The organism is Paenibacillus sp. MMS18-CY102 (assembly GCF_009789195.1).
In the GTDB taxonomy this organism is placed as follows: domain Bacteria; phylum Bacillota; class Bacilli; order Paenibacillales; family Paenibacillaceae; genus Paenibacillus_T.
On the sequence record NZ_WSTC01000029.1, the window covers coordinates 20,701 to 45,998 of the forward strand.

The 25,298-nt window shown below is 52.7% G+C and carries 24 protein-coding genes; 20 read left to right on the forward strand and 4 right to left on the reverse strand.

Translation table 11 applies throughout. The features are described 5' to 3' along the window. Positions 1–53 precede the first annotated feature (53 nt). From GON22_RS19525 to GON22_RS19540, 4 genes are all read left to right on the forward strand, one after another. Positions 54–1,475 (forward strand): ABC transporter substrate-binding protein, encoded by a 1,422-nt coding sequence (locus tag GON22_RS19525; protein ID WP_160397795.1) that lies wholly within the window; start codon positions 54–56, stop codon positions 1,473–1,475. After that, a complete protein-coding gene (locus GON22_RS19530) occupies positions 1,472–2,851 on the forward strand; it encodes an ABC transporter substrate-binding protein (protein ID WP_160397796.1) in 1,380 nt (459 codons plus the stop codon). The genes GON22_RS19525 and GON22_RS19530 overlap by 4 nt, the downstream gene beginning before the upstream one ends. Before the next feature lie 253 nt (positions 2,852–3,104). Continuing rightward, entirely contained in the window at positions 3,105–3,842 is a 738-nt protein-coding gene (locus GON22_RS19535) for an SDR family NAD(P)-dependent oxidoreductase (RefSeq protein WP_336604336.1), read from the forward strand. Positions 3,843–3,880: 38 nt separating this feature from the next. Beyond that, complete coding sequence (locus tag GON22_RS19540; protein WP_160397797.1) at positions 3,881–4,642, forward strand: ThuA domain-containing protein; 762 nt, start codon at positions 3,881–3,883, stop codon at positions 4,640–4,642. Between the two features lie 498 nt (positions 4,643–5,140). Here GON22_RS19540 and GON22_RS19545 read toward each other — a convergent pair whose 3' ends face one another. After that, positions 5,141–6,313, reverse strand: a complete 1,173-nt coding sequence (locus GON22_RS19545; RefSeq protein WP_160397798.1) for an ROK family protein — start codon at positions 6,311–6,313, stop codon at positions 5,141–5,143. Positions 6,314–6,617: 304 nt separating this feature from the next. On the opposite strand from GON22_RS19545, the gene xylA reads away from it, so the two are divergent. Together xylA and xylB are read left to right on the forward strand one after the other, a co-directional pair. Further along, a complete protein-coding gene (gene xylA, locus GON22_RS19550) occupies positions 6,618–7,931 on the forward strand; it encodes a xylose isomerase (RefSeq protein ID WP_160397799.1) in 1,314 nt (437 codons plus the stop codon). Between the two features lie 121 nt (positions 7,932–8,052). After that, positions 8,053–9,549 (forward strand): xylulokinase, encoded by a 1,497-nt coding sequence (gene xylB / locus GON22_RS19555; RefSeq protein WP_160397800.1) that lies wholly within the window; start codon positions 8,053–8,055, stop codon positions 9,547–9,549. 121 nt (positions 9,550–9,670) lie between these two features. Here the strand turns inward: xylB and GON22_RS19560 are convergent, their stop codons facing one another. Continuing rightward, the gene (locus tag GON22_RS19560) at positions 9,671–10,582 is read right to left on the reverse strand and encodes a helix-turn-helix domain-containing protein (RefSeq protein ID WP_160397801.1); all 912 of its coding nucleotides are present in this window, start codon (positions 10,580–10,582) and stop codon (positions 9,671–9,673) included. 133 nt (positions 10,583–10,715) lie between these two features. Between GON22_RS19560 and GON22_RS19565 the strand changes: the two genes are divergently transcribed. The 3 genes from GON22_RS19565 to GON22_RS19575 all read left to right on the forward strand — a co-directional run bounded on the left by GON22_RS19565 (position 10,716) and on the right by GON22_RS19575 (position 13,343). Further along, positions 10,716–11,450, forward strand: coding sequence for an ABC transporter ATP-binding protein (locus GON22_RS19565; RefSeq protein WP_160397802.1), 735 nt, complete (start codon positions 10,716–10,718; stop codon positions 11,448–11,450). Between the two features lies 1 nt (position 11,451). Further along, complete coding sequence (locus tag GON22_RS19570) at positions 11,452–12,837, forward strand: ABC transporter permease (protein WP_160397803.1); 1,386 nt, start codon at positions 11,452–11,454, stop codon at positions 12,835–12,837. Positions 12,838–12,911: 74 nt separating this feature from the next. Next, positions 12,912–13,343: a hypothetical protein gene (locus tag GON22_RS19575; protein ID WP_160397804.1), complete on the forward strand. Its 432-nt coding sequence runs from the start codon at positions 12,912–12,914 to the stop codon at positions 13,341–13,343. Between the two features lie 852 nt (positions 13,344–14,195). Here the strand turns inward: GON22_RS19575 and GON22_RS19580 are convergent. Then, a complete protein-coding gene (locus GON22_RS19580; protein ID WP_160397838.1) occupies positions 14,196–15,464 on the reverse strand; it encodes an NAD(P)/FAD-dependent oxidoreductase in 1,269 nt (422 codons plus the stop codon). A gap of 162 nt (positions 15,465–15,626) precedes the next feature. Here GON22_RS19580 and GON22_RS19585 point away from each other — a divergent pair, with 162 nt between their 5' ends. The 9 genes from GON22_RS19585 (at position 15,627) to GON22_RS19620 (ending at position 22,516) form a co-directional block, all read left to right on the forward strand. Continuing rightward, positions 15,627–16,463: an alpha/beta hydrolase gene (locus GON22_RS19585; protein ID WP_160397805.1), complete on the forward strand. Its 837-nt coding sequence runs from the start codon at positions 15,627–15,629 to the stop codon at positions 16,461–16,463. Positions 16,464–16,591: 128 nt separating this feature from the next. After that, positions 16,592–17,737, forward strand: coding sequence for a tyrosine-protein phosphatase (locus GON22_RS19590; RefSeq protein WP_160397806.1), 1,146 nt, complete (start codon positions 16,592–16,594; stop codon positions 17,735–17,737). Between the two features lie 204 nt (positions 17,738–17,941). Beyond that, positions 17,942–19,663, forward strand: coding sequence for a two-component system sensor histidine kinase NtrB (locus GON22_RS19595; RefSeq protein WP_160397807.1), 1,722 nt, complete (start codon positions 17,942–17,944; stop codon positions 19,661–19,663). A gap of 61 nt (positions 19,664–19,724) precedes the next feature. Next, positions 19,725–19,850 (forward strand): hypothetical protein, encoded by a 126-nt coding sequence (locus GON22_RS26470; RefSeq protein WP_272898816.1) that lies wholly within the window; start codon positions 19,725–19,727, stop codon positions 19,848–19,850. A gap of 18 nt (positions 19,851–19,868) precedes the next feature. After that, complete coding sequence (locus GON22_RS19600; protein ID WP_160397808.1) at positions 19,869–20,276, forward strand: DUF3905 domain-containing protein; 408 nt, start codon at positions 19,869–19,871, stop codon at positions 20,274–20,276. 132 nt (positions 20,277–20,408) lie between these two features. Then, on the forward strand, positions 20,409–20,843 hold the full coding sequence (locus tag GON22_RS19605) for a BrxA/BrxB family bacilliredoxin (RefSeq protein WP_160397839.1): 435 nt from the start codon (positions 20,409–20,411) through the stop codon (positions 20,841–20,843). A 37-nt stretch (positions 20,844–20,880) separates the two neighbouring features. Next, positions 20,881–21,690: an ammonia-dependent NAD(+) synthetase gene (nadE, locus tag GON22_RS19610; RefSeq protein ID WP_160397809.1), complete on the forward strand. Its 810-nt coding sequence runs from the start codon at positions 20,881–20,883 to the stop codon at positions 21,688–21,690. A gap of 104 nt (positions 21,691–21,794) precedes the next feature. Continuing rightward, entirely contained in the window at positions 21,795–22,214 is a 420-nt protein-coding gene (gene acpS, locus GON22_RS19615; RefSeq protein ID WP_160397810.1) for a holo-ACP synthase, read from the forward strand. Between the two features lie 80 nt (positions 22,215–22,294). Further along, positions 22,295–22,516 (forward strand): hypothetical protein, encoded by a 222-nt coding sequence (locus GON22_RS19620; RefSeq protein WP_160397811.1) that lies wholly within the window; start codon positions 22,295–22,297, stop codon positions 22,514–22,516. Positions 22,517–22,559: 43 nt separating this feature from the next. Here GON22_RS19620 and GON22_RS19625 read toward each other — a convergent pair whose 3' ends face one another. Then, a complete protein-coding gene (locus GON22_RS19625) occupies positions 22,560–22,913 on the reverse strand; it encodes a c-type cytochrome (protein ID WP_160397812.1) in 354 nt (117 codons plus the stop codon). Between the two features lie 165 nt (positions 22,914–23,078). Between GON22_RS19625 and GON22_RS19630 the strand changes: the two genes are divergently transcribed. Then, complete coding sequence (locus GON22_RS19630; protein ID WP_160397813.1) at positions 23,079–23,993, forward strand: helix-turn-helix transcriptional regulator; 915 nt, start codon at positions 23,079–23,081, stop codon at positions 23,991–23,993. A gap of 7 nt (positions 23,994–24,000) precedes the next feature. Continuing rightward, positions 24,001–25,296, forward strand: a complete 1,296-nt coding sequence (gene mutY, locus GON22_RS19635; protein ID WP_160397840.1) for an A/G-specific adenine glycosylase — start codon at positions 24,001–24,003, stop codon at positions 25,294–25,296. Positions 25,297–25,298 lie beyond the last annotated feature (2 nt).

Sequence of the window (25,298 nt, forward strand, 5' to 3'; positions counted from 1 at the left end):
ATCGATGAAGCATTGAAGAATGCGAAGAAGCAATAGTGGATGAGGGAGATAGGATGCAAATTCAATCTAAATATCGACAGTACATCGAGCATCGATTTCACATGGGCAGAAGAAGCAGGCGGAAGCCATCGGCCTTATTTCTTGTACTTCTTATCATCGGCATAATAACGGCAGGCTGCGCTAAGGACGAGAGCCAATTGGATGAAAAGGTAGCGTTAAAAGTATTGGATTACAGTGAGGCCGGCTATTATCTTCAATATGGTGATTATGTGCAAGCGGCATTCCCACATGTAGAGGTTCAGTTCATTTCTAGCGCTGAGGCAATGGATTTTAAGCTGCCGCTCTCGGAGCGGGTAATGCGTATGAAGGCGCTCATTGAGCAGGAGCAGCCTGACCTGATTTTGTTATCGGATACCAGAGTCTATGATGCGTTAGCCGATCAAGGGGTGTTCAGCAATCTGTCCATGAATTTGTCGGCTGATCCCGAGCTTGCCAAGCATATTTACCCAGGCGTGATCGAAAGTTTAAAGCATAACCGCGATGGCGAACTCTATGGGCTAGCTCCAGATTTCAGCGGTTCGCTCCTATATTATAATGTGGATCTGTTCGAGAAGGCTGGTGTTGAGCCGCCGCATGATGGGATGACATGGGATGAGATGCTAAAGTTGGCGCTGCGGATTAACCAATCGGTCTCCTTGCCTAATGGATCGATTGGATTTCTCCCTCCATCTAGTGATCCGAATGTATTAGCACTCAATATCGCTTGGACCGAAGGGATTGGCGCCTATCCATATCGGACTTCAACCGGCCAGATGCTGGCGGAGTCGCCTTCGTGGCGACGGGCTTATGCTATAGCCGTAGAGGCTTATCGCGACGGCGTATTCAGGGTAACGGGAACGGCCGGTGAGGGGAATCAACAACTGTCCCTCATGGATGGCGGGGATAACGAGGATGAATTTGTGCAAGGGCATGTTGGAATGGCCATCAATAGATACGGCGAATACGCTAATGTGCCATTCCGGCTAGGGGCAGTCACGCCGCCAGTTGACGAGGCGACTCATACGCGAAGCTTCGGCATCGGTCCGAGCTTTACGATGAGCATTCGAGCAGGTTCGCCGCTTGCGAAGCCTGCTTGGGATATAATCGCGTTCATGATGAGCGATTATGTCGCAAAGGTGAGGGCGGGCTTGCAAGAGGAAGTTTCCGTTCCTAGTAATATTACGTTTGTTGGCCATGCCCGGAATATATTCGCAGCAAGCTTATATCGCCAAATGCCTGCGCTGGAGCCTACAGACCACGGTCCTAAGCTCACGTCTGCAGCAATGGGAGAGATCCAGCATATGCAGAAGCTTGAGATCGAGGATGCCATTGCGGGCAAGCAATCGGTTGGCGAAATGATCAAGCGGATGCAAGAGCAAGGGCAGGCTATTTTGGATCGGGAGCTGAACAAATCCGGGAAGGAGGCGCAGCCATGACCGTTTCCAGACGAACGGGAATCCTATTTACTTTGCTTACGGCTATCTTGCTCTTGCCTACTCTTGCTGGATGCTCAGATGAGCCCACCGTGAAGGAACGGCCGGAGGTGCTTAAGGTTCTCGACACCGATGCGATGAACTTTAACATGTTGTACGGAGATTACATCAACGCTCTTTATCCCGATACGACAATCAAGCTAATTACATCCAAGGCGATCTCCGACTATTCGTTGCCGTTTAAAGAGCGGATTAAAGGATACATTGATTTAGTCCAGCGGGAGCAACCGGATCTTATCATTATTCGGAATAACCAAACATACCGCGCATTAGCGGATCAAGGGCTGCTCGCCGACTTGTCCCCCTATATGAACAAAGCGGGGCTGAACGACGGCCATATTCATCCCGGCGTGCTTGAGATTATGAAGCAGAACAAAGATGGGCAGCTGTATGGCATAGCGCCGGCGTTTGATGCTTTGCAGCTATTTTACAATAAAGATTTATTCGAAAAGTATGGCATCGAGCCGCCGCATGACGGGATGACGTGGGCGGAGCTGCTCGACCTTTCCTACAGGTTCACCGCCGCGGACAAGTCCTCAAGTGGTGTGATCGGTTATTATGAGTCGTTCTCTAGTCCATTGGATTTAGCTTACAGTATTGGGGAAACAGAAGGCATTGCGATGCATCGGTTAAGCCAAGGAATGATGACGGTCAATACACCGGCGTGGCGCAGCGTGTTCCAGACCGTGCTGTCCAATTACAAGAATGGGACATTTCGTGCAATGACGCCGGAAGGCAAGATAAGCGCTGAGGGCACAACCTATTATGACGAACAGGCGATGAAATCCGCGGATTGGTTCGGACAAGGCAAGGCAGCGATGTCACTAGGCCGCGCAGGGAACTTCAACGAAAGCAAAGTGAAGTTCAAAGTAGGGGCGGTCAATCCTCCTGTGGATGAAGGCACAAGGACGCGAAGCAGTTCATTCAACGCTAATCAAATATTAGCGGTTCGTGCAGGTTCGCCGCTGACAGAGGCAAGTTGGGGTTTTATTCAGTTCATGCTTAGCGATTATGTAGCAAAGGTGTCCACGGTTCAAAGCGCTATGTACGGCGTGCCGAGCAATCTCTCCTTCCAACAGTGGACCAAAGACGAGCGGGAACAGGCGCTATACCGGCAAATGCCAGCACTTCGTCCAAACGATGATCTGGTTGAAGTAGACAATGCCTTTTACAGCAAGATGAATGATATGCTTAAGCATGAAATCGACGCCGCATTAGCTGATAAGCATACGATAGATGACATGCTGGGGCGCATGCAGGAGCAAGGCCAGGCAATGATCGATGCAGCGTTGAAGGAAGCAGGAAAGAAGAGCGGCTAGAAAGCTACTGGTGAGTTGCTGCGCTGCTGCGCCCTGCGCCAGGGCTGTCCCTTCCGTTATTGCAACCGGCGCCCGGGGCGATCTTGGTTTCGTTAGGCCAGCCAGAGAGTTCTGGTTGGCTTTTTTCGTGCTGTTATTGATCAAGTTTGTCCACGGTGTTGCCGTTTGGCATATGCTACAATGTGGGTATGAAAGCGTATTAATGAACTTCAGCCATCATTTAATGTTTTTACTCATAAGGGAGCGATTCAAAGTGACGGAGACGAGACGGACGGCTATCGTAACGGGAGCGGGCAGAGGGCTTGGATTTGGATTGGCACAAAAGCTGCTGGAGCAAGGCTGGCATGTCATTGCCGCCTCTCACGGAGAGCCATCGGCATCGCTCACGCAATTAAAACAGCAAGCCGGTGACCGGCTGCTTTGTGTCGGCATTGACATAAGCGACGACGATAGCGTAAAGGCGGCGGCAACTGCGGCAAGCGGCTGGACGGATCAACTGGATCTCATCATCAATAATGCAGGCGTGCTTGGCGATATTGATAAGCAGGTGCCGGATGAGCTTGATTTTGATGAAATGCTGCATGTGATGAATGTCAATACGCTTGGTCCGCTACGGGTAACCCAAGCGTTCGGCAAGCTGCTGCTTCGCTCGAACCGCCCGATCGTGGCGAATATTTCGTCAGAAGCAGGAAGTGTGGGCACTTGCGGACGTGACGGCTGGTATGGCTATTGCATGTCCAAAGCTGCACTGAACATGCAGTCTGCGCTCGTTCATAATCAACTGAAACCGCTCGGCGGCCGCGTGCTCGTGCTGCATCCCGGCTGGGTGCAAAGCTATATGCATGGCGATCTAAATACATCCGCGCGGTTAACGATCGAGCAGTCTGCGGATAACGTGCTTGGCGCGATTATGAATGAGGCCCAATGGCCAGACGTGGACGGCAAGCCACCGTATATTGATACGGAATATGGCCAGCGGCTGCCTTGGTAATCAATGGGGAGCATAATTGTGCATAAAGGAGAAATACAATGAATCGTGAGCATATAATAGGAGCGAATGCCGCTCAATTTCGGCGTGTGGTTTTGTTTGGGGACTATACCTCCCCACCTTATCACCCGCTACAAGGCATTGATAAAGAAGCCATTCAACTGCTGGGCAGCGCCTATCGCGTCGACGCGTGCGAGGATTCGGATGTGTTTGTGGCTGGTTTATCGAGCCAAGTGGACGTATTGATCTCCTATGCAGATCGCTGGACAAGCACGTTAACGAATGAACAAGCGGACGGGTTGCTTGCTTTTGTTCAAGGCGGCGGAGGGCTCGTATCGCTGCATTGCGGGATTTCGCTAGCGAATCATGATCGCCTGCTGCCGTTGTTCGGCGCCAAATTCGTCGGCCATCCTGAGTTTCAGCCTTTATCGTTCTCGGTTGCTGCGGGAGCCAGGACGGTTAGCAATGAGGAAGCCCATGAAGGTCATGAGGGCGGTGTGGACCATGCAGGCTATACAGGTAACGAGGGCCATCCAAGTGATCAGCAGTTGGAAGCATCGCTTGCCCCTTTTGTTTTGGCTGAGGAGCCATATCAGTACGCATTTGTTGATGCACCGAATGGCGACCGCACTGTGCTGATGCACTATGAATACGAAGGGGAGCTATATCCGGCGGTGTGGACCCAAACTTACGGGCAAGGGCGAGTGATCAATGTGATGCCCGGCCATACGGTAGAGTCGTTGCAGCATCCAGCCGTTCAGAAGCTGCTTGTTGCTGCGGTGGAATGGGCGTCGAGAAGATAAGGGAGCGTGCAGAACTGTGCAAAGCGGTCAGCAAATGATGCTGATCGCTTTTTTTGTTTTGTACGCTCATTCGATCGATTGTTTTGTTCTTACACTCGATCGTTTGATGCTTTATTTGTACGTTTGCGCATTCCCTGCTGGTAGGGCGATGGTGCCGTTGCATTCCATACAATGAGATCGAGCAGGATCGGGCGAGCGGAAGATTGCCATTGCAAACCGTACAATGGGAAACCGCTTCCGAGGCGAAAAAGGGGCGTATCAGCCCGCCTTGGCATAGTTATCATTGCACGATCTGCAATGGTCCGAGCATATCTAGCTTAAAAGGTGTGGGGCATTGTATAGAATGCAATGGAAGCGAGGGGGGAGGCAGTCCGCACTGGAGCCTGCAGCTTGTAGGGAGCGGACAGTTCGCGAGGTTGACCGCCGACGTGCGACCGAGCGTATTGCGCTAACGCAAAAAGGCCGAGCGTTTCGAATCTGCGCTCGGCCTCTCGAAAGTTATCCTACGTTCCGTACTTTGCCTAGGAACGCGTCAATCGCGTAACACGCAGCGCCGCGTACCGCCGAGCGGTCCTGCAGTTCCGCGAACAGGATGCGCATGCGCTCGCGGTGGTAAGGGAGCGTCCGCTGGTCGACCGCTTCCTGCAACGCAGCTTCGAGCCAGCGGCTGGCGCGGCTGACGCGGTTGCCGATGATGACAACGTTCGGATTGAACACGTTAACGATGTTCGTGATGCCCGCTCCGAGATAGTTACCGATGGAGCGGAACAGTTCAATCGCGCGCTCATCGCCTGCGTCGGCAGATGCGATCAGCCCGTCGAGCTCATCCGGCAGGCCGAGCTGGGCTGCGCGTTCGAGCAATGCATTTTCTGAAGCGTACAGCTCCCAACAACCGCGATTGCCGCAGCGGCAAGGCTTGCCGTCATATTCGATCGAGAGATGGCCAAGTTCACCAGAGAAACCGGAAGCACCTTTATACAGCTCTTTGTTCAAAATAATGCCCGTCCCGATCCCGATTCCGACGCTAACGTAAATTTGATGCGGAATGCCACGGCCTGCGCCATACTTCTGCTCGCCTTGCGCGCCTGCATTCGCCTCATTATCAATCGTCACTGGCACGCTGAACCGCTCCTCAACTAGGCGTTGCAACTCAACGCGTTCCCATGCCAAATTGGGCGCGAACAGTATTGTTCCCTCGTCATCGACAATACCGGGCACGCCGATCCCGATGCCTACGATACCGTAAGGGCTATCCGGGGCAAGTGCAATAAGCTCTTCTATACAAGAGGTGAGCTGCTTCAAGCCGGAAGCCATGTCGGGACGCTTCATCGGCCACTCGCGTTCTTCCACTACATTGCCGAGCAGGTCGGCCAGCACGCCGCGAACGTAGTTAACGCCAAGGTCGATGCCGACGGCATAGCCGGCCTTCGCATTGAACAGCAGCATGACCGGCTTGCGTCCGCCATTGGATTCGCCTTGGCCTATTTCCTCGACGAGGTGGGATTCAATTAAATCCAGGACAAGGCTGGACACCGTCGCTTTATTCAAACCCGTTTGTTCGGATATTTGCGCACGCGAGATCATGCTGTTCTTAAGTACGGAGTCGAGCACAATCGCGGTATTTATTTTTTTGATCATCGTTTGATCGCCGGTAGGCTTTGCTTTTGCCATCATTGAGCCATCCTCTGCTGGACTAGTAGTTGCTTGATCGTTCTATTGTAGCACACTCGCACACGTTTGTTTAGTCATTAAACGAAGTGGGGGGCATATCTAAGTGTTGGCGTATGCGATGCCTGCCATTCGGCCAGAATACGGCGGTATACGAAATGAAAATTGGATAAAAAAACTTAGTTTGTTTAATAGACAAACTAAGTTTAGTAGTGGTATGCTGTCGGTATAGCAAACAATACAGCGTTTTCAACAATCATCTTTCATCATCTAAACGTTCGTTAATCCAAAGGAGGATTTCGCAATTATGGCATATTTCGCTAACATCCCAACAATCAAATTCGAGGGCAAAGGCTCCGATAATCCACTGGCATTCAAACATTATGATCCGAACCAAGTCGTGCTTGGCAAAACAATGGAGGAGCATCTCCGTTACGCAGTCGCTTACTGGCATACGTATACAGCAGACGGCACAGATCCATTCGGTGCAGGCACGGCTGTACGCGACTGGGACAAACTAAGCGGTCTCGACAAAGCGAAAGCGCGCGTCGAAGCAAACTTCGAGTTCATGGAGAAGCTGAACATTCCGTATTACTGCTTCCATGACCGCGATATCGCGCCAGAAGGCAGCACGCTTCAAGAAACGAACAAAAACCTCGACGTTATCGTCGCAATGCTCAAAGACAACATGAAAGCCTCTGGCAAAAAGCTGCTGTGGAACACGGCAAACATGTTCACAAACCCACGCTTCGTACACGGCGCAGGCACGACGAGCAACGCTGACGTATACGCTTATGCTGCGGCACAGCTGAAGAAGGGCTTGGAAACAGGCAAGGAGCTCGGCGCTGAAAACTATGTTTTCTGGGGCGGCCGCGAAGGCTATGAAACGCTTTTGAACACGGATATGAAGCTGGAGCTCGACAACCTTGCCCGCCTGTACCATATGGCGATTGCTTATGCGAAGGAAATCGGCTTCGACGCGCAATTTTTGATTGAGCCTAAGCCGAAAGAGCCGACGAAGCACCAATACGACTTCGATGCCGCGACGACGATTTCGTTCCTGCAAAGCTACGGCCTGAAGGATCACTTCAAGCTGAATCTCGAAGCCAACCATGCGACGCTCGCAGGCCACACGTTCGAGCACGAAATCCGCGTTGCAGCAATCAATGGCATGTTGGGCTCGCTCGATGCGAACCAAGGCGACCTGCTCCTCGGCTGGGATACGGATGAGTTCCCAACAGACCTGTACTCGACGACGCTTACGATGTATGAAGTGCTCAAAGCTGGGGGCCTTGGCCGCGGCGGCGTGAACTTCGATGCGAAAGTTCGCCGCGCTTCGTTCGAGAATGAGGATCTGTTCCTTGCTCACATCGCAGGCATGGATAGCTTCGCTTGGGGCCTCAAAGCAGCAGCTAAGCTGATCGAAAACCGCGTCTTTGACAGCGTTGTTGAAGAACGTTACAGCAGCTTCAAGAGCGGCATCGGCGCCGAAATCGTATCGGGCAAAGCAACGCTTGCATCGTTGGAGCAATACGCGCTGCAAAACAACCCAATCGTGAACAAATCGGGCCGCCAAGAGCGCATCAAGCTGCTGCTTAGCGAAATTATTTTCAGCGTATAATCGATATTAAGCACCACCGGTGCATTGGATTGAAGCAAACGCGCATGCGTATAAAATAAAGCTCAAAAAAGTCGGCTGCAAAGCTGGCTTTTTGGCCTATACAGGGGAGAATTGGCGGACGATGGGTTACGTAATTGGCATCGACTTAGGAACTAGCGCGGTGAAGGCATTGCTCGTCGATCAGGAGGGCGCGGTTCGCGGCGAGGCTTCGCGTGCGTATCCGCTCTTTCACGAGCATACGGGCTGGAGTGAGCAGAAGCCGGATGATTGGGTGGAGGCAACGATTGAAGCGTTGAAGGAATTGTCGGAAGCATCAGGCATTAACCCGACTGAAATTGAAGGCATTAGCTTCTCAGGACAAATGCACGGGCTTGTTCTGTTGAATTCCGAAGGCAATCCTGTGCGCAACGCGATTCTATGGAATGATACGCGCACGACGGCGCAATGCCGGGAGATCGAGCGCACGCTTGGCGACAAGCTGCTTGGCATTACGCGCAATCCAGCGCTTGAAGGATTCACGCTGCCCAAAATTTTATGGGTTCGCCAGCACGAGCCGCAAGCTTTCGAACAAGCTGAGCTTTTCTTGCTGCCGAAGGATTATGTGCGATTCTGCCTAACAGGCAAACTGCATATGGACTACTCCGATGCGGCAGGCACGCTGCTGCTTGACGTAGCGAACAAGCATTGGAGCGCTGAGGCGCTGCAAGCGTTCGGCCTGCCCGCATCGTTCTGTCCGGCACTCGTCGACTCGCATGCACAAGTCGGCACTTTACTGCCTGCCGTTGCAGAACGCTTAGGCTTGCCCGCTTCGGTAAAGGTATTCGCCGGCGGCGCGGACAACGCGTGCGGGGCAATCGGCTCCGGCATTTTATCCGAAGGGCTCACCCTGTCGAGCATCGGCACGTCCGGCGTTATCTTAAACTACGAGAATGACAAGAATGCTGACTTCGCGGGCAAAGTCCACTTCTTTAACCATGGCAAAGAAAATGCATTTTACGCCATGGGCGTCACGCTCGCAGCAGGCTACAGCCTCAGCTGGTTCAAGAACACATTTGCTGCAGGGGAATCGTTCGATCAACTGCTCGATGGTGTTGGCGAGGTGAAGCCTGGCGCTGGCGGCCTGCTGTTCACGCCTTATCTTGTTGGCGAACGGACGCCGCATGCGGACGCGAACATTCGCGCTAGCTTTATTGGCGTGGATGGCTCGCATCGACGCATTGATTTTGCCCGTGCGGTTATGGAGGGCATCACCTTCTCGCTGAACGAGTCCGTGGACCTTTTCCGGAAGGCTGGCAAGAAGGTCGAGACGATTATCTCAATCGGTGGCGGCGCGCAAAATCCAGCCTGGCTCCAAATGCAAGCCGATATCTTCAACGCGACGGTCGTCGCACTGGAGAACGAGCAAGGTCCAGGGCTTGGCGCGGCGATGCTTGCTGCGTACGGCTGCGGCTGGTTCGCCAACTTGGACGCTTGCGCGGAACAGTTCGTGAAGCGAGGCGCATCTTATGCGCCGAACGCGGAAGCGGTGGAGACGTATGCCGGCTTGTTCCGCCTCTATCAGCAAGTGTATGAGCAAACCAAGGGCTTGAACGAAGCGCTGGCTGCTTACCGCAAGTGACTGGGGATGCGATTCGCAACACATCATATTCGACCATAGCCTAATATCAACAAAGCCCGCTCTTTCCAGGCCCTATTCAGGGTGGAAAAGAGCGGGCTTTGTTCGTGTATAGCGATTTCTATTAAACGCCGTAACTGTAGCTATAGTTTCCCCAAATTTCCTCGGGAACGACACCAAGCTCGCCGGCGATCAGCTCTGCGGTTAGCCGCTTTGGTTTTTTGATTTTGCCATTGCGGATCTTCGAGATTGTCGTTAATGAAATATGCGTAGAACGCGCAAGCTCCGTCACAGAGACATTCTTAGCGGTCATGAGCACGCGAAGCTTGAAGGAGGAGTCGACTTCCTCTTGCTGCTGTTCCAGGCTGTGGAGCACGATAGCCGTGCTTTTCAGTGCGCCGTGCCAGTGGTGGAACGTCAAGATAACTGCACGGGCCATGTAAGATTCGTTGCCCAGCTCGATGCTGAAGGAGCATGGCTGAGCGGTCCGATTCGCCGATGCATAATCCATTGCACGTTTCACCAACCGCAAATCGCCTTCATTGACGAACTGAAACGCATGCTGGTGAAGGAATTGCTTTGAATCGTAGCGAACTGGTGTAATATAGCTCATCATGGCGCGAATGGAATGGTCTGGGTTAAGAATGACGGAACCGATGGCGCGTTCTTCCCGAATGATAGACTCTATCCATCGCTGTTCGGACACATCATGGAGTACAATAGCGAATAAGAGTGATTTCTCGTCTGCGCCAATTCGAATGGCTTCAACCTGCACGTCGAAGTCCATGCCTCGAACCGTTCGGAATAGGCAACTGGCGGAAGTTGTTTTGGCATCTGCCAGTTCAGCTAATCGATGGAATAGGCCGGATCCGTCTTTGTCGGGAAATAAGCGGTTTGGACTGGTGCCCAGCAGCTCGTGTTTGCGGTAACCGCTCCATTCGCTGAAGGCATCATTCATATCAATAATGCTAATGGAATCCGATGAAGCATCGGCAATGAAGATGGGATCGGGACAGAACGTGAAAACGTCGTACATCTGCTGGCACCTCGTTTGCGTAAGGTTATGTAACGATTAACCGATTGAAATACATGTAATTGAATTGTAGCACAATTGATGTTATAAAACCTGACATCAGTTAATTAAATTTGTTAGGAATGGTGAGCTTCGTATGGAAACAACAGCAATTGAACGTGCAGAAGGCAACCTAGCGCTTGAAGTGCAAATTCAACAAGCGGGGTATGAAGAAGGAAAAGCGATCGTGCACGATATTTCGTTCAATGTTCGCCAAGGGGAGCTCGTTGCGTTGATCGGGCCCAATGGGGCCGGCAAAAGCACGACTGTAAAAGGTGTAATCGGGATGCTGCGGCATATGTCCGGCAAAGTGAAGATCGGCAATGGGGAAGGGCGGTACGCATACGTTCCTGAGCAGCCGGTGTTGTACGACTATATGACGCTATGGGAGCATCTTCGGCTGGCAGCGTCCGTGTTTCATATGGAAGAGGCTCAGTTTGAAGAGCGGGCGGAGCGGCTGCTGGAACGGTTCCGCATGTCGGGGGTGCGCCACAACCTGCCGTCGTCGTTCTCCAAAGGGATGCAGCAAAAAACGATGCTCATCATCGGTTTTATGCTTCAACCGGATGTCTATATCGTGGATGAGCCGTTCGTTGGCCTAGATCCGCGTGCGACGATGGAGTTTCTTGAGTTATTGGAATCCGAGCGGCAGCGTGGGGCAGGCATTCTAATGTCTACCCACGTTCTGGATACAGCGGAGCGAATCGGCGAGCGCTTCGTTCTTATTGATAATGGGACAGTTGTGGTGAGCGGGTCTTTATCTGATATTCGCACACAGTCGGGCGGCGGGCCTGAGGATTCATTATTCGCATGCTTCAGCAGGTTGACTTAAGATGGCAGAGATGACGAGTGGAAGCCAAGAAGAAGCAACTGTAGCGAAGATGGAGCAAGTGCCTGCGACCCGCCCGATTCGAACGCCAGCAGCGTTGTTCCGCAGGCGTGTAGGCCAGCATTTGCGATGGCAGTGGCTAGTATGGCGGACGGTTATTGACTGGACGGTTTGGGTGTATGTGTTTATTCCGGCGGCGCTGTATGGCGGAAGCATTTATCGCCATTGGTGGAAGGCGCCTCCCGAATGGATGGTTAACTTGCGGTTAGGCACGTTCGCGGCGATCTTCGCTGTTATTTTGTTCAGCATGGGACGGCTTCGAACCTTTATAGAAGAGCCCGATGCGATCATGCTGCTGCAGCGGCCGAAGTGGCTGAGCGGTTTGCGCCTTCGGGGTGCATTATATAGCATGTTCTGGCGGTTGCTGTTTGCGGCTGCACCTATTGCTGTGACGCTTGTTTGGTCGGTGCAGGTGAAGGGGCTGTCTGCTGGGCAGATTTCGTTATGGTACGTTCTGACGGCTGCCATCGCGATTGTTGCGATTTCGCTGCGCAGCATTATTGAAGCGAACCTGCAAGGCTTGCGGCGGACGATATTGTTATGGACATTGGCAAGTTTGCTTACGGTAGGATATACATGGTTAATCCCAGGGCTGCTTGGCGGTGGCGTTAATGAGCCGGCTAGCCGGCATACGCAGGTGCAGGCGGCGGGGCTCACGGGGCTAGCAGTTGCTGCGGGCATTGCTCTTGCTGCGGCAGCAGTGGGCTTCTTGCTCCGATTGCGGTTCCACGGCACGCTGCAAGCTGATATTGAGAGCGAGCGGGCGTCTCGTTTAACGTTGTCCTCGCTCGTGCTAAGGCAGATTGCGCCCGTTAAGCGTCCGCGCCCGATGCGGACGAGACCGGTTTTGTTTAGCCGATCAGGACGGTTAATCCGTGGTAACGGGCAGCAGGCGATTATTGCCGACTCGTTTATGAAATCGCTGCTGCGCAAAATCGAATATGTACGGCTGCTTCTCCTATTTTATGTTATTTCGACAGTTGCGTTGTTGATTGCTCCAGGCTGGATTGCAGCCATTGGCGCTTTGGTGCTTCCGCTTATTGGAACCGTGTGGGCGAGAGACCGGTTTGAAGGATGGATGGAGGAGCCGTTCATCAAAGGCTTCGCATGGGACGCCGGATCAGTAAAAGAAGGCATGGAGAAGTCGCTAATATACTTGTTGGTGCCACTTGCGGCGTTGCTGGGAGGGCTGGCAGGCTGGAAGGCGACGGGCATCATAGGTGCAGTATTTGGGATTGGCATCGGCTATTTGTGGCTGGCTATCATATTGCTGCCCCTGCTCTTATTCGCAAGCGAAATTCGCCGCCAGAAGAAACAACGGGCTGACTAGACTGGGCTTCGTATGGGCATCGTAATCTGGTAAAGGGTTCTAATCAGATATCCATGCGAAAAGGGGAATGAAGCATGAGTAGCACAGATAACTCCGCTTTGCTGTTCCAATTTGCCGATGATGCCAGCGCAGCTGATGCAAGTGAAACGTTGCAAGAATTCGGCTATGATCCGGTCGCGCATGAGGACGGGCGGCTGCATATTCATCTAGAGGGCAGCGATTTAACGTCGGCATTGGAGATCGCGCTCTCCCATGGCGGGGAGCTAGTGGAGCAGCAGCCGATGGAGTCTACAGCTTTGGCGGGTACCGCTTATGGCATAGATGGGATTCCGATCCCAGCGCATACCGTGAACGAGGATTGGACTGAGGCGTACGCGGCGGGGGACAGCAACGAAAAGAATCAGCCAGATGGGCTGTCCAATTGGGACGATGACGCCCCCGATGCGGACGACTATCGGCCGGATGGCGGCTCTTATGACTACATATCCGGCGATGTCCATATTTGATGGAGCGGCCAGGCTTAGCGAATGGTTTCAGCTGTGGCCCCGCAGATCGGTGAAAGTTCAAAAGGCTGCACAGGTTCTTTCTTGAACCCTGTGCAGCCTTTTGTGCTTAAATGGCAAATATGCGTGCGAGAGCCTAACGGACTCAGATGCCGTTATTAAGGCAGAAATGCATGATTTGCGACTGTAACGGACCTCATGGCCGTTACTACGGCGTTTGGGCATCGATTTGAAGCCAAATGCGAAGAATAGCGGCCCCTGAGTCCGTTAGCTCTAGAAAAAGGCGGAATATCGCAAAATAACGCCTCCTGGGTCCGTTAGCGTTACACTCTCTGAATGTTGCGTGTACCCGCCAACAATGAGCACGCGCATCACCAGCGCTGGCTTTGTGTCTTCAACAACTAGCGAATGCGTCACCGATGTCCGTGTGTCTTCAATACCAACGTTTATCATCGCTAACTCAATCTGCACAACGTTCCGCAAACTTATTTCGTGAGGCTGATGTTACTATAGTGTGTTTTTCTAACGGACCCAGATGCCGTTATTGGGGCAGAATTACATGATTTGCGACTGTAACGGACCTCATGGCCGTTATTATGGCGTTTGGGCATCGATTTGAAGCCAAATGCGAAGAATAGCGGCCCCTGAGTCCGTTAGCTCTAGAAAAAGGCGGAATATCGCAAAATAACGCCTCCTGGGTCCGTTAGCGAGAGGAGGGGACGCGGCAGCTCGTCGCAGCGCCAGTGTCGAGCACGGACCGCTGCGCGCCTGCGGAGCTCCGCGTGCTACGCCTGCGCCGGACCGCTCAGCGCGCCACGTGCTTCGCACGCGCGCAGCGCTCACTCCACCCCTTGCTTACCTCGCCCGCGCCGTTTCGGCTGCGCTTAGCCCCGCAGCATACCCGGTGGAGAATGCTGCGGTAATGTTGTAGCCGCCTGTATAGCCATGGATGTCGAGCACCTCGCCGCAAAAATATAGCCCGTTCACCAGCTTAGACGCCATCGTCTTCGGATCGATTTCCTTCAAGTTCACGCCGCCGCCGGTAACGAACGCTTCCTCGATGGAACGCGTGCCGTACGCGCGGAGCGGGAAAGCTTTGGCGCTGCGGGCGAGCTCCAGCCAGCGCTGCTTTGGAATATTGTCGTAGGTGATACTTTCCTCCAGCTCGGCTTTTGCGAGCAGAAGCGGGATCATTTTGTCTGGCAAATAGCCATGCAGCACGTTTTTGATCGCTTTCTTCGATTCCGCCTGCGCGAGCTTTAACGTCTCTGAATACACCTCTTCAGCTGTCAGGTCAGGCAGGAGGTCGATGGTCAGCACGATGTTGCCGGCTTTAAATTGCTTGAGCGCTTTGACAACGAATTGGCTGCAACGCAGCGCGATCGGGCCAGAGATGCCGAAGTGGGTAAACAGCATGTCGCCGCGATGCGAGATGATCCGCTTGCCTTTAGGATTCCAGACGGTCAACTCAACGTCGCGGAGCGATACGCCCTGCAGCTCCTTCGAGACGATGAATGGCTCGTTCGACGTAATCGGCACCTCGGTCGGGAACAGCTCCGTAATGGAATGCCCGCCTTTCTCTGCCCAGCCATAGCCGTCGCCAGTCGATCCGGTATGTGGAACGGATTTTCCGCCGGAGGCAATAATAACGCTTTTGCCCACCAAACGTTCTCCCGACCGCAAACGTACGCCCGCGACAGCGCCCCCTGCATATAGCACTTCGGCAACAGGCGCATTCACTTTGATCGTGACGCCTTGCTTTACGACTTGATTAACGAGTGCATCGACGACGGTCTTCGCCTTATCGGTGACAGGGAACATCCTGCCGTTATCCTCTTCCTTCAAGCGAATGCCAAGCCCCTCGAAAAACGCAATGATGTCCTTGTTGCCGAAATTGTTGAGTGCACTGTGCAAAAATCGCCCATTGCCGGGAATGTGCTTAATGAGCTCGTCCATCTCTTTAATATTCGTAACGTTACATCTGCCGCCGCCAGAAATGCCGAGCTTGCGCCCCAGCTTGTCGCCTTTGTCCAGCAGCAGGACATTGCCGCCGTGCTTGCTTGCTGCAATGCTTGCCATTAATCCAGCGGACCCGCCGCCGATTACAATCACATCGTAATTCATGTTGCTTCCAGCCTCCGTATCATCCCATGCTATGCCCTTCATTGTAATCGGAATATGCCCATCAAGCAAAACTCCACATCCTCACTAATTCTAGCATCGAATGAAGCGATTGCATTTCGCATATAAACATGATAAACGTAAAGTAAAAAGGGGGAAGCGGCGATGGTACAATCCAATGCTTTTGCACTGGCAAGCCCGGTAGACGGCATCCGATTACAAGCTTATGAATGGCCGGCGGGGAAAGCGCCTATCGGTGTAGTTTGCCTCATCCATGGAATGGGCGAGCATCAAGGGCGCCAGATGGCGATGATCCGTCCGCTTCACGAAGCGGGCTTTGCGGTATTTAGCTACGATCAGCGGGGCCATGGGCGCTCAGAAGGCCGAAGGGGGCATGCGCGCTATATCGAGCATTTGACTCGGGACGCAGAGGCGGTTATTCAAGAGGCAGCACGCAAATATCCGGAAGTGCCGCTATTCCTATATGGCCATAGCATGGGCGGCAATGTGGCAGTGAACTGCGCACTTCGGCATCAACCGAAGCTTCAAGGCCTGATCTTGTCTAGCCCGTGGCTTCGCCTTGCCTTCCAGCCGCCACAGTGGAAAGTCCGGTTAAGCCGAATGATCGGGTCGATCTGGCCGACCTTTACGCAATCGGCTGGATTGCAGCCGGGTGAGCTTTATCGGGCGGGAAACCCGCTGGCTGCCTCGAATAAGGACGAATGGTCCCATGGGCAAATTTCAGCTGCAATGTTTAACGCGATGACAGACGGCGGGGAATGGGCAATCAAGCATGGGGGCGAGCTGAGCGTGCCGACCCTTATTTTGCACGGTACAGCAGACCGTATCACTTCGGCCTCTGCTAGCCGCCAGTTGGCAGAAACAATGGCCCCTAAGTTGAGCACATATGTATCGCTCGAAGGCGGCTATCATGAGCTTCATCATGACCCAGAGGGGCCTGAGACGTTGCGGACCGTGACGAATTGGCTAAGGGATCGGTAGGCATTACGAACGAATCGCTGTATTTACAAAAACATTATATAGGCGTGATATTCGGTTAACAGAGGACAACCATAATGGTCTTGTATACGAGACAAGTCCATTATGTATTCATCGAGGAGAGATGAAGGTTGAAGCCTATTAATCGTTTTTGCGCAGCATCTGTTGTAACGGCATCTATCGCAGCAGCAGCAATATTTAGCCCAATTCAGGTGAATGCTGCTGTACCGGCCGTGTCGGCCAAACAATCGGCGGGGCATTTTATCCAATCATCCGTAGAGCGCGGCAAGAACGGCAACTATATCATACGTTGGAAGGCAGACCAGGATCTCGGAGCGGCTAAAGTGTACTGGAGCACATCACCAGACAATATCGAGAAGAATGGCAAAGAGTTAGCGCGTACCTATACGCGGTACAATGGCCTCGTAGCGGCTGATCCGCTGCCGGGACAACGTGTCTACTTCTTGGTAAAAGGCGGAAATGGCGCAACGGCCAAAGCAGCAGAGCGGGCAGTCGAGCTGCAAGGCGTTGTTAATTTCCGCGACCTTGGCGGCTATGAGGCGGCAGATGGGCGCCATGTCAAGTGGGGCAAGCTATTCCGCTCTGGCGAATTGGCGGGGCTGACAGACTCGGACAAGCTGCAAATGAAGGCAATTGGGCTCAAGACGGTAATCGACTACAGGAGCAATGCAGAAGTTGCACAAAAGCCAGATCCAGCACTAAGCGGCGTGGCGAACGTTCGCATCCCAGCTATGAAAGAGACGGAGGGCAGCAGCAACGGGGCGGACTTGAACAGCCTGATCGCCTCTGGCGATTACAGCGCGCTGGGCAAGCCGGGCGAATTGTTGGTTGAAGCGAATAAAGGCCTCATCGAAGCACCCGATGCTTACGTTATGTTGATGGACGCATTGCTCGATGCGAAGGCGGCTCCGATCGTTCAGCACTGTACCGCAGGAAAAGACCGGGCAGGCCTTGGCTCGGCCCTCGTCCTCCTTACGCTCGGCGTACCGGAATCGACGGTAATGGACGATTACCTGCTTAGCAACGTCTATCGTGAGGAAGCCAATAAACAAACGATGGCTTATATGGGCACTGTCATTAAAGACAAGGATGCGCTCGCTTCTTTCCAAGCGCTGCTGGATGTTCGCAAGGAATACTTGCAGGCGGCGATCGACACGATGAAGGAGCAGTACGGCTCGCTCGATGCTTTTGTTGAGAAAGGGCTTGGCATCACCCAAGCAGAGCGGACGAAGCTGCAAGCAATGTATTTGGAATAGGATGTTTGTGTAAAAAGGTTACAAAAAAGGCAACTATCTCGTCGTGATAGTTGCCTTTCCACTTTTTCCGAGGTGAATGGGCGGAAATTTAAGGTGGATGTATAGTAAAATTACGGAATCTGTGATTTAATTTGTGTTAATAGATAGATAACATGATAACAATGGAACGTAGGGAATAGAGATAGCAGAGAAGGAGATTTCCCAATGTGGAAAACGATGATGCTGCAGCTGTTCATCTCATTGTTGCCGGCTGTAGCCTATCAGATGTGGAATGACCGTGCAGAACGATCCGACAGAACTGGTGCACGTTTCATCGGATTTGTTAGTGGAGCAGCTATGATGCTGTGCATGGTGATGGCACATCGTTCGAGTGAGGGGTACCAATTCGACTTTCGGCATATCCCTTATGTAATCGGATCATTGTACGGCGGCGTTTGGAGTTTAGCTTACCTGACCGTGATTTATGTGGCATTCCGATTGCCATTTATTGATACGGGCACGAACTTTATCGTTTTCGGTCTTTTTATTGCTATGTTTGTCCCATTGCTGTTGTTATCGATCCGGCCCTTTCAATTCGCCAGGCGGGCGGATAAACATAAGATCGTAATGGTGCTATTCACAGTCGTAGAACTCTTCTTTACTGCTACTGTACTCTTATATGCCTCGGACGAGGGATCGAGCAGCTTGCGCAATCATTTATTGCTATTTATCGTCTTATCCGCTTTATCTTATTCGATGGTCTGGAGTTCCGTACATATTATTGAAAGCATAAAAGAAAAGCAATTGCTTCAGATGCAGTTGAAGCAGCTTTCCGATAAGTATCGGGGAGAGGTGCAGAAGCTGCAGCAGTTTATAGACGAGACGCCTATCGGCGTTGTGTTGACGAATATTGAAGGAAAGATTACACATCTCAATGAAGTGGCGTTAAACCTTTTTGCTGGGCCTAATAATACAAAATGCACCCGGGAAATGAGGGGGAACCCGTATGTCGAGCTGTTTGATCCATTGCGCGATGAAACCTGCCTGAATATGGTGGCTAAGGCGCTTGAAGGCAGGCGCTCGTCGGTAGAACTGGTCGAAACGGAAGGGCGCGTACTCGTCAAAACCGCGTTTTCCTTGCACGATTCGGAGAGCTCCGGAATGAACTCGATTACGGGCGCCGCGCTGATTGTTCATGACATTACGGAGCTGCGTTACTTGCGGGCAGAGCTTGACCGAATGGACCGGCTCAGCCTTGTCGGGCAGATGGCGGCGAGCATCACCCATGAGATTCGCAATCCAATGGCCGTTATTCGCGGCTTCGTCCAGCTGTTGAAGGAGCGAAGCGGGCAAGATATGCAGGATTATTTTCGAATCATTATGGATGAGCTTGACCGGGCGAATGCGATCATTAATGACTTCCTGTCACTTGCCCAGGATCGGTTGATCGATAAGAACATGATGTCGCTTAACAATTTATTGATGGAAATGCTGCCCCTTATAACAGCCGATGCGAATCTTCGCGGGTTGGCTGTCGAGTGCCGGCTAGAGCCGAATTTGCCGGATTTGTTCTTGAATGATAAAGAAATTAAGCAGCTCATACTAAACCTTGCACGCAATGGGCTGGAAGCGATGTCGGAAGGCGCCGGCTCCTTGCAGTTATCTACCTATACTTCAGCCGATATGGTGGAGCTTCGGGTCCAGGATGCCGGTGTTGGCATCTCGCAAGAGCAGATGGAGCGATTGTTCGAGCCGTTCTTTACGACGAAGACGAAGGGGACAGGGCTTGGGCTGCCGGTTTGCTTAAGCATTGCGGAGCGGCATCATGGCCGCATCGATGTGGAGTCAGAGGAAGGCAAAGGCACAACCTTCATTGTGAAATTTATGCTTGGCCAGAGCATGGCGGAAGCATCGGCAGCTTCAGACCGCGCTCTGGCTGAAGGTTAGAATATGGAGGATAATGAACCCCCTGCGCGCGTATACTAACGCTCGGAAGGGGGTTCATTTTATGGCGAAGAATAAAAACAATCGCGATGCTGTAGCAGCACCGAAGCATCGCGAGGACTCCAGCAAGCCGGCAGATTCGCAGGGGTTTGACAAAAAGCTGGACGGCCCGAATCGTCCTTCGACTTAAATGGCGGTGGAGTAAACGATGAGTGCATCACGATATGATGATCGGGACGAGGGGCGTTATGACCAGTTGTATGGCAATCATGACGACCCGGAGCTTGACCCCTACGAAATAAATTTTTTGCCTGCTTTTCGCAAAGGCAGGGGTGGCCGGGCGCCATTCGTTAATTCACATGGCATCGTCATCGGAGACCATATGTACGCATCCGATGATTCGCCGCTTGAGCAATGGTCAACGGATACCGACCCGTCGATCATGGCTGGCGATGAGTGGGTTCATCCATACAAGGACATCGGATTTCTGACAGCGGACAACCGTGCGATTTTCGAGGAAGGCGAGCAGCCGTTGCCCGGCATATTCATGCATCCTGACAAGGATGTTGGCTTTGCCATTAACGATTCGGCATCGGCTCAAAGCGCTAAAGAATAGCGTATCGGGAAGGACAGGGCAGCCGTGCCATACCGGCTGCTTTTTCTTTACTTTCATTTTCCATGAGGTTTATAATAAGAATTATAAAGTAAGAATAATAACGCTACATGGAGCGAAAGGTGAGTGGAGAACATGTCGATGTCCTTCGAACGATATATGCTGGATATGGTACAACCGATGCGTGATGATCTGACCCGTCTTGGCATCACAGAATTGCGTACGCCAGAACAAGTTGAGGAAAGCATTCCGGGCGCTAAGGGAACGGCGCTTGTTGTTGTGAACTCGGTATGCGGCTGTGCAGCTGGCCAATGCCGTCCAGGTGTAGCAGAAGCGCTGAAGCATGAAGTAACGCCTGATCATCTGTATACGGTATTCGCAGGCCAAGACAAGGAAGCAACGGCTAAGGCTCGTGAGTATTTTGCTCCGTACCCGCCATCTTCCCCATCGATTGCGGTGATGAAGGACGGCGAGCTCGTTCACTTCATCGAGCGCCACCAAATCGAGAACCGCTCGGCGGCTGACATTGCAGCTGACCTGACGGCTGCATTCGACCGCTTCTGCCGGTAATGTAGATAGACGTTTCTGGAAGGGACGGAATACGAGAATGAGCTTGCAACGCGAAATCATTGAACGGTTCGGCGTACAGCCGACGATCGATCCGGATGCGGAAATTCGTAAACGCGTCGATTTTCTGAAGGAATATGTGAAGAAGTCCGGTACAACGGGATTGCTGATCGCAATTAGCGGAGGCATCGACAGCGCAGTTGCAGCTGGCTTGTGCAAGCAGGCGACGGATGAGCTGTCGGCGGAATCGGGCAAGGAATATATTACGCTTGGCGTGTTCCAGCCGTATACGGAGCAGGTTGATATCTCGGATAGCTACGCGGTAGCGGAAGCTTTCAAGCTGACCCATCGTGTAGAAACGAATATCGGCGAGACGGTAGATGAAATTGCCCTTGAGGTTGAACACAGCCTGAAGGCGATCGGCATCAGCCGCCATTTGAGCCGCGGAGGCAAGGGTAACGTAAAAGCGCGTACGCGGATGGTTATGCAATATGCAATCGCGTTTGATATGAACTTGCTCGTCGTTGGTACGGACCATGCGTCGGAGGCGATTACAGGCTTCTACACGAAGTGGGGCGATGGTGCAGTTGACATTACGCCGCTCAGCTCGTTGAATAAGCGCCAAGTTCGCCAAGTTGCAGCCAAGCTCGGCGTTCCGCAGAGCGTGCTCGACAAAGCGCCAACAGCAGGTTTGTGGGAAGGCCAGACCGATGAGGCTGAGCTGGGCATCATTTATGATGACAATAGCGATTACCTCGAAGGAAAAGAAATTGCCCCAGAAGCGCGCGAGAAGCTCGAGAAGCAATATCTTCGCACTGAGCATAAGCGTTCGCCGATTCCAGGCATTTAATGATTACAACATGTTGATACCATAATAGAAACCGGGTTGTCGATGCGATTCGTCGCAGCAGCCCGGTTTTTGCGCATGTATAGATACGGGGCGGAGGGATTGGATTGATTATAGGCATTGGCCATGACCTTGCAGATGTCGAACGGGTTGCCGGCATTTTGAAGAAAGAAACGGGGCAGCGGTTTATTGATCGTGTGCTAGTCGGCTCTGAACGGGAAATTGCGTCATCCTTAACCGGACGGCGATTAGCGGAATTCGTTGCGGGCAGGTTCGCTGCGAAGGAAGCGGCAGTTAAGGCGCTTGGCTGCGGAATTGGCGCGACGGCAGGCCTTCATGATATTGAGGTGGGGCGTGATCCGCTAGGCAAACCAGAAGTGAGGTTATCGAACGCAACGATGCGTAAGCTTGGATGGCTGGGCGGGGAAGAGAATCAGGGGCTTCGCCGCCAGCTCCATGTGACCATTACGCATGAACGTGGGCTAGCTTCGGCTTTCGTTGTTATTGAGCAGTTGCCTGCCCTTTAAGTTTAGGCACGGCACCATTTGCCTATAGTAGGAATAAGGTATAGCATCCATATTCCATATGAGGCGAGGGCGATGAAACGATGAACAGCCGGTTGCCGCAAGAGGCTAGACGATTCAAAACAGGGACAAGCGTATTGTACGATGGCATCTACACTGATGGATGGGGTGGGGAACTGCATCTGCTAAGAGGGGAAGCGTTTCCTCGCCATCCTGAGATGGGAGCGACCACCTGGACGTACGCGTCCGCATTAATGCGGACGCGCAGCCGTGGATCGGTCCGGCTCACGGATAGTTTGTACTGAGAAGGAACGATCAATAAGCCGGCCAGCGTTATTGAGGTCCGGCTTATTGGCGTGCCGCGAGCCAGTCGCTTAAGGCGGATATCTCATCTGCGGATAGCTTGCCTTTGAACGGCGGCATAATGTCGCCCCCATTCGTAATCTGGTTGGCAATCTCGGTCTTGCTCATACGGCTGCCGACCTTTCGCAGGTCGCTGTCGGGCCCTACCTTGCCGCTTAGGTCTGAAGCATGGCAGCTGATGCAGCTGTTGTTGTATAGCTCGATAGCCGCAGCGGGACCTTCGAGTGAGGAGGGCTTGCTTGTTGTCGATCCGCAGCCAGCAAGAGTTAGTAAAGTGGCGAAAATAGCAATGGATAGAAACCGATTGGAGCTTGCTTTTGCTACTTTTATCATGGGCATATGGATTCCTCTCTAAGCATTTCATCTCATTTTGGACAATCCAATTCTACGCTATAATTTTAACATATTTTACTGTGGCTTCTCATCTGCCTAGCACCTCTCTATAATAAGAAGGGATACACTTTGTTTAAAATATAAACGAACCTACTAGGAGTTATAAATCCATTGACTTATGAAAGTATTCTATACAGGCGGTTAAAACAGATCGACGTGGAGCATTTATTAAGCGGCATTTCGAGCCGTGAGCCAGGTTGGGTGCATGAATCGGCCTCGCAAGGGTTAAGCCGATTGTTTTATCCGCTGGAAGGCACCGGTTGGCTGAGGGTCGGCGAACACCATTATGAGCTTCGCCCGGGCCATCTCTATTTGCTGCCAGGCGATGTGGATCAGGCATTTGGCACGCAGGGAAGCGATAGTTTCGTCTTCTATTGGACGCATTACCGCATTAATATGGCAGATTATAATTTGTTGAAGGAATTGGACGTTCCGTTTCAGATGAAAGTAAAGGTACAGGAGCATAGTGATCTTGTCGCGCATTTTGATAGGCTGCTCATGCTTCAGCAATCGACGGCATTAATTAACAATTGGCGTGCCAAAGCGGTGCTGTTGGAGCTTTCTGCTATTTTTCTAGAGAGCGTAGAGCTGGAAAGAAAGCTTGAGGCGAAGCAGGAGATGATTGAACGATTCGATGAGGTGCTTGCTTTTATCGAGGAGCGCTTGTCTGAAAGCTTGTCGATTGAGCAGCTAGCGCAAATCGCTTGCTTGCACCCGAACTATTTTGTAACGATGTTCAAAAGCTTGACGGGCCTTTCTCCAGTGAACTATATGAATGAACGCCGGCTAGAGCTGGCACGTTCGCTGCTATCCGATACGGAGCTGCCTGTGATGGATATTGCAGAGCGAATCGGCATGCAGAATCATTACTTGTCGAGGCTGTTTAAACAGCAATATGGCATTACGCCACGCAGGTATCGGGAGCTCTCGCAATCGATTGATGGAGCGGTACAGCCTTATGAAGAAGGCGAATGGGAAATGAAGCCGGCTGAATCCGCCATGCAGGTGGAACGGGGGGAGAAATAATATGCGTATGGATACGCAGGCAACGGAGCCGATTGGACAAACCGGTGAGGAACAGGATGTCGCGGTTTATTTTGGGCGCGAGCTGCTTGGTTGGTATGACATGGTTAAACGTGTGCTGCCGTGGCGCCAAAACCGTGACCCCTATCGGGTATGGGTGTCGGAGATTATGCTGCAACAGACGAGAGTGGACACTGTCATTCCGTATTATGAGCGGTTCATGGCACGGTTCCCGACGGTTCAAGCGCTCGCTGAAGCGCCGGAAGAGGATGTATTGAAGCATTGGGAAGGGCTTGGCTATTACTCGCGTGCGCGAAATCTGCAGGCTGGCGCGCGTGAGGTTGTGTCGCAATACCGCGGCATTGTCCCAGATGATGCGGCGGCTGTCGCTTCGCTCAAAGGTGTCGGGCCGTATACGGCTGGGGCGATTATGAGCATTGCGTTCAACCGTCCGGAGCCTGCCGTGGATGGTAACGTCATGCGCGTCCTCTCGCGCTTCTGGGAGCTGGAGGATGATATTGCGAAGCCGGCTACGCGAGTACGTATCGAAAAGCTTGCCCGTTCGATCATTCCTGAGGGACGAGCTGGCGACTTCAATCAAGCGCTGATGGAGCTTGGCGCGCTAGTCTGTACGCCTAAATCGCCGGGCTGCTTAACCTGCCCGGTCATGCAGCACTGTGCAGGGCGATTGGCAGGCAAGGAGCTGGTGCTGCCGATCAAGACGAAGGCGAAGCCGCCGCGTCCGGAGCATCGTCTAGGCGTTATTGTCGCAGGCTCAGGTGAGCATGTAGGGCAAGTGCTCGTCCGGCAGCGGCCGGATACGGGGCTGCTAGCGAAGATGTGGGAGCTGCCGCATGTACTTGTGTCCAAGGACGCTGAGAAGGCGATTGGAAGCAAAGGCAGAAAGAAAGGCGTGCCTATAGCGGAAGAACTGCTGCCTAAGCTGGCCGGGCTGCTGGCGCGAACGCTGCATGAGGAAGAGAAGCTGCTCGTGCGGCTAACGGGTTATCGAGCGGAAGCTGACCATGTGTTTAGCCACATTCATTGGACGATGGATGTGTTCGAGGCAGATATGCCAGCAGTTGCGGGTGGCGAAGCGGGACAGCCGGTTCGGTCTGATTTGGCTGCTGAGACAGTTGCTATGTACGGGGTAGGCGATGGCGGCGAAGAAGCGCAAGGGCCATTCGTTGGCGATTTGCCGGCAGGCTATCGCTGGATCGGCCAAGAAGCGTTAGATACGCTAGCGTTTCCTAATTTGTTCTTGCGCTTGCTTCACGATTATTGGGGAATAACCGGAAGGGGATAACG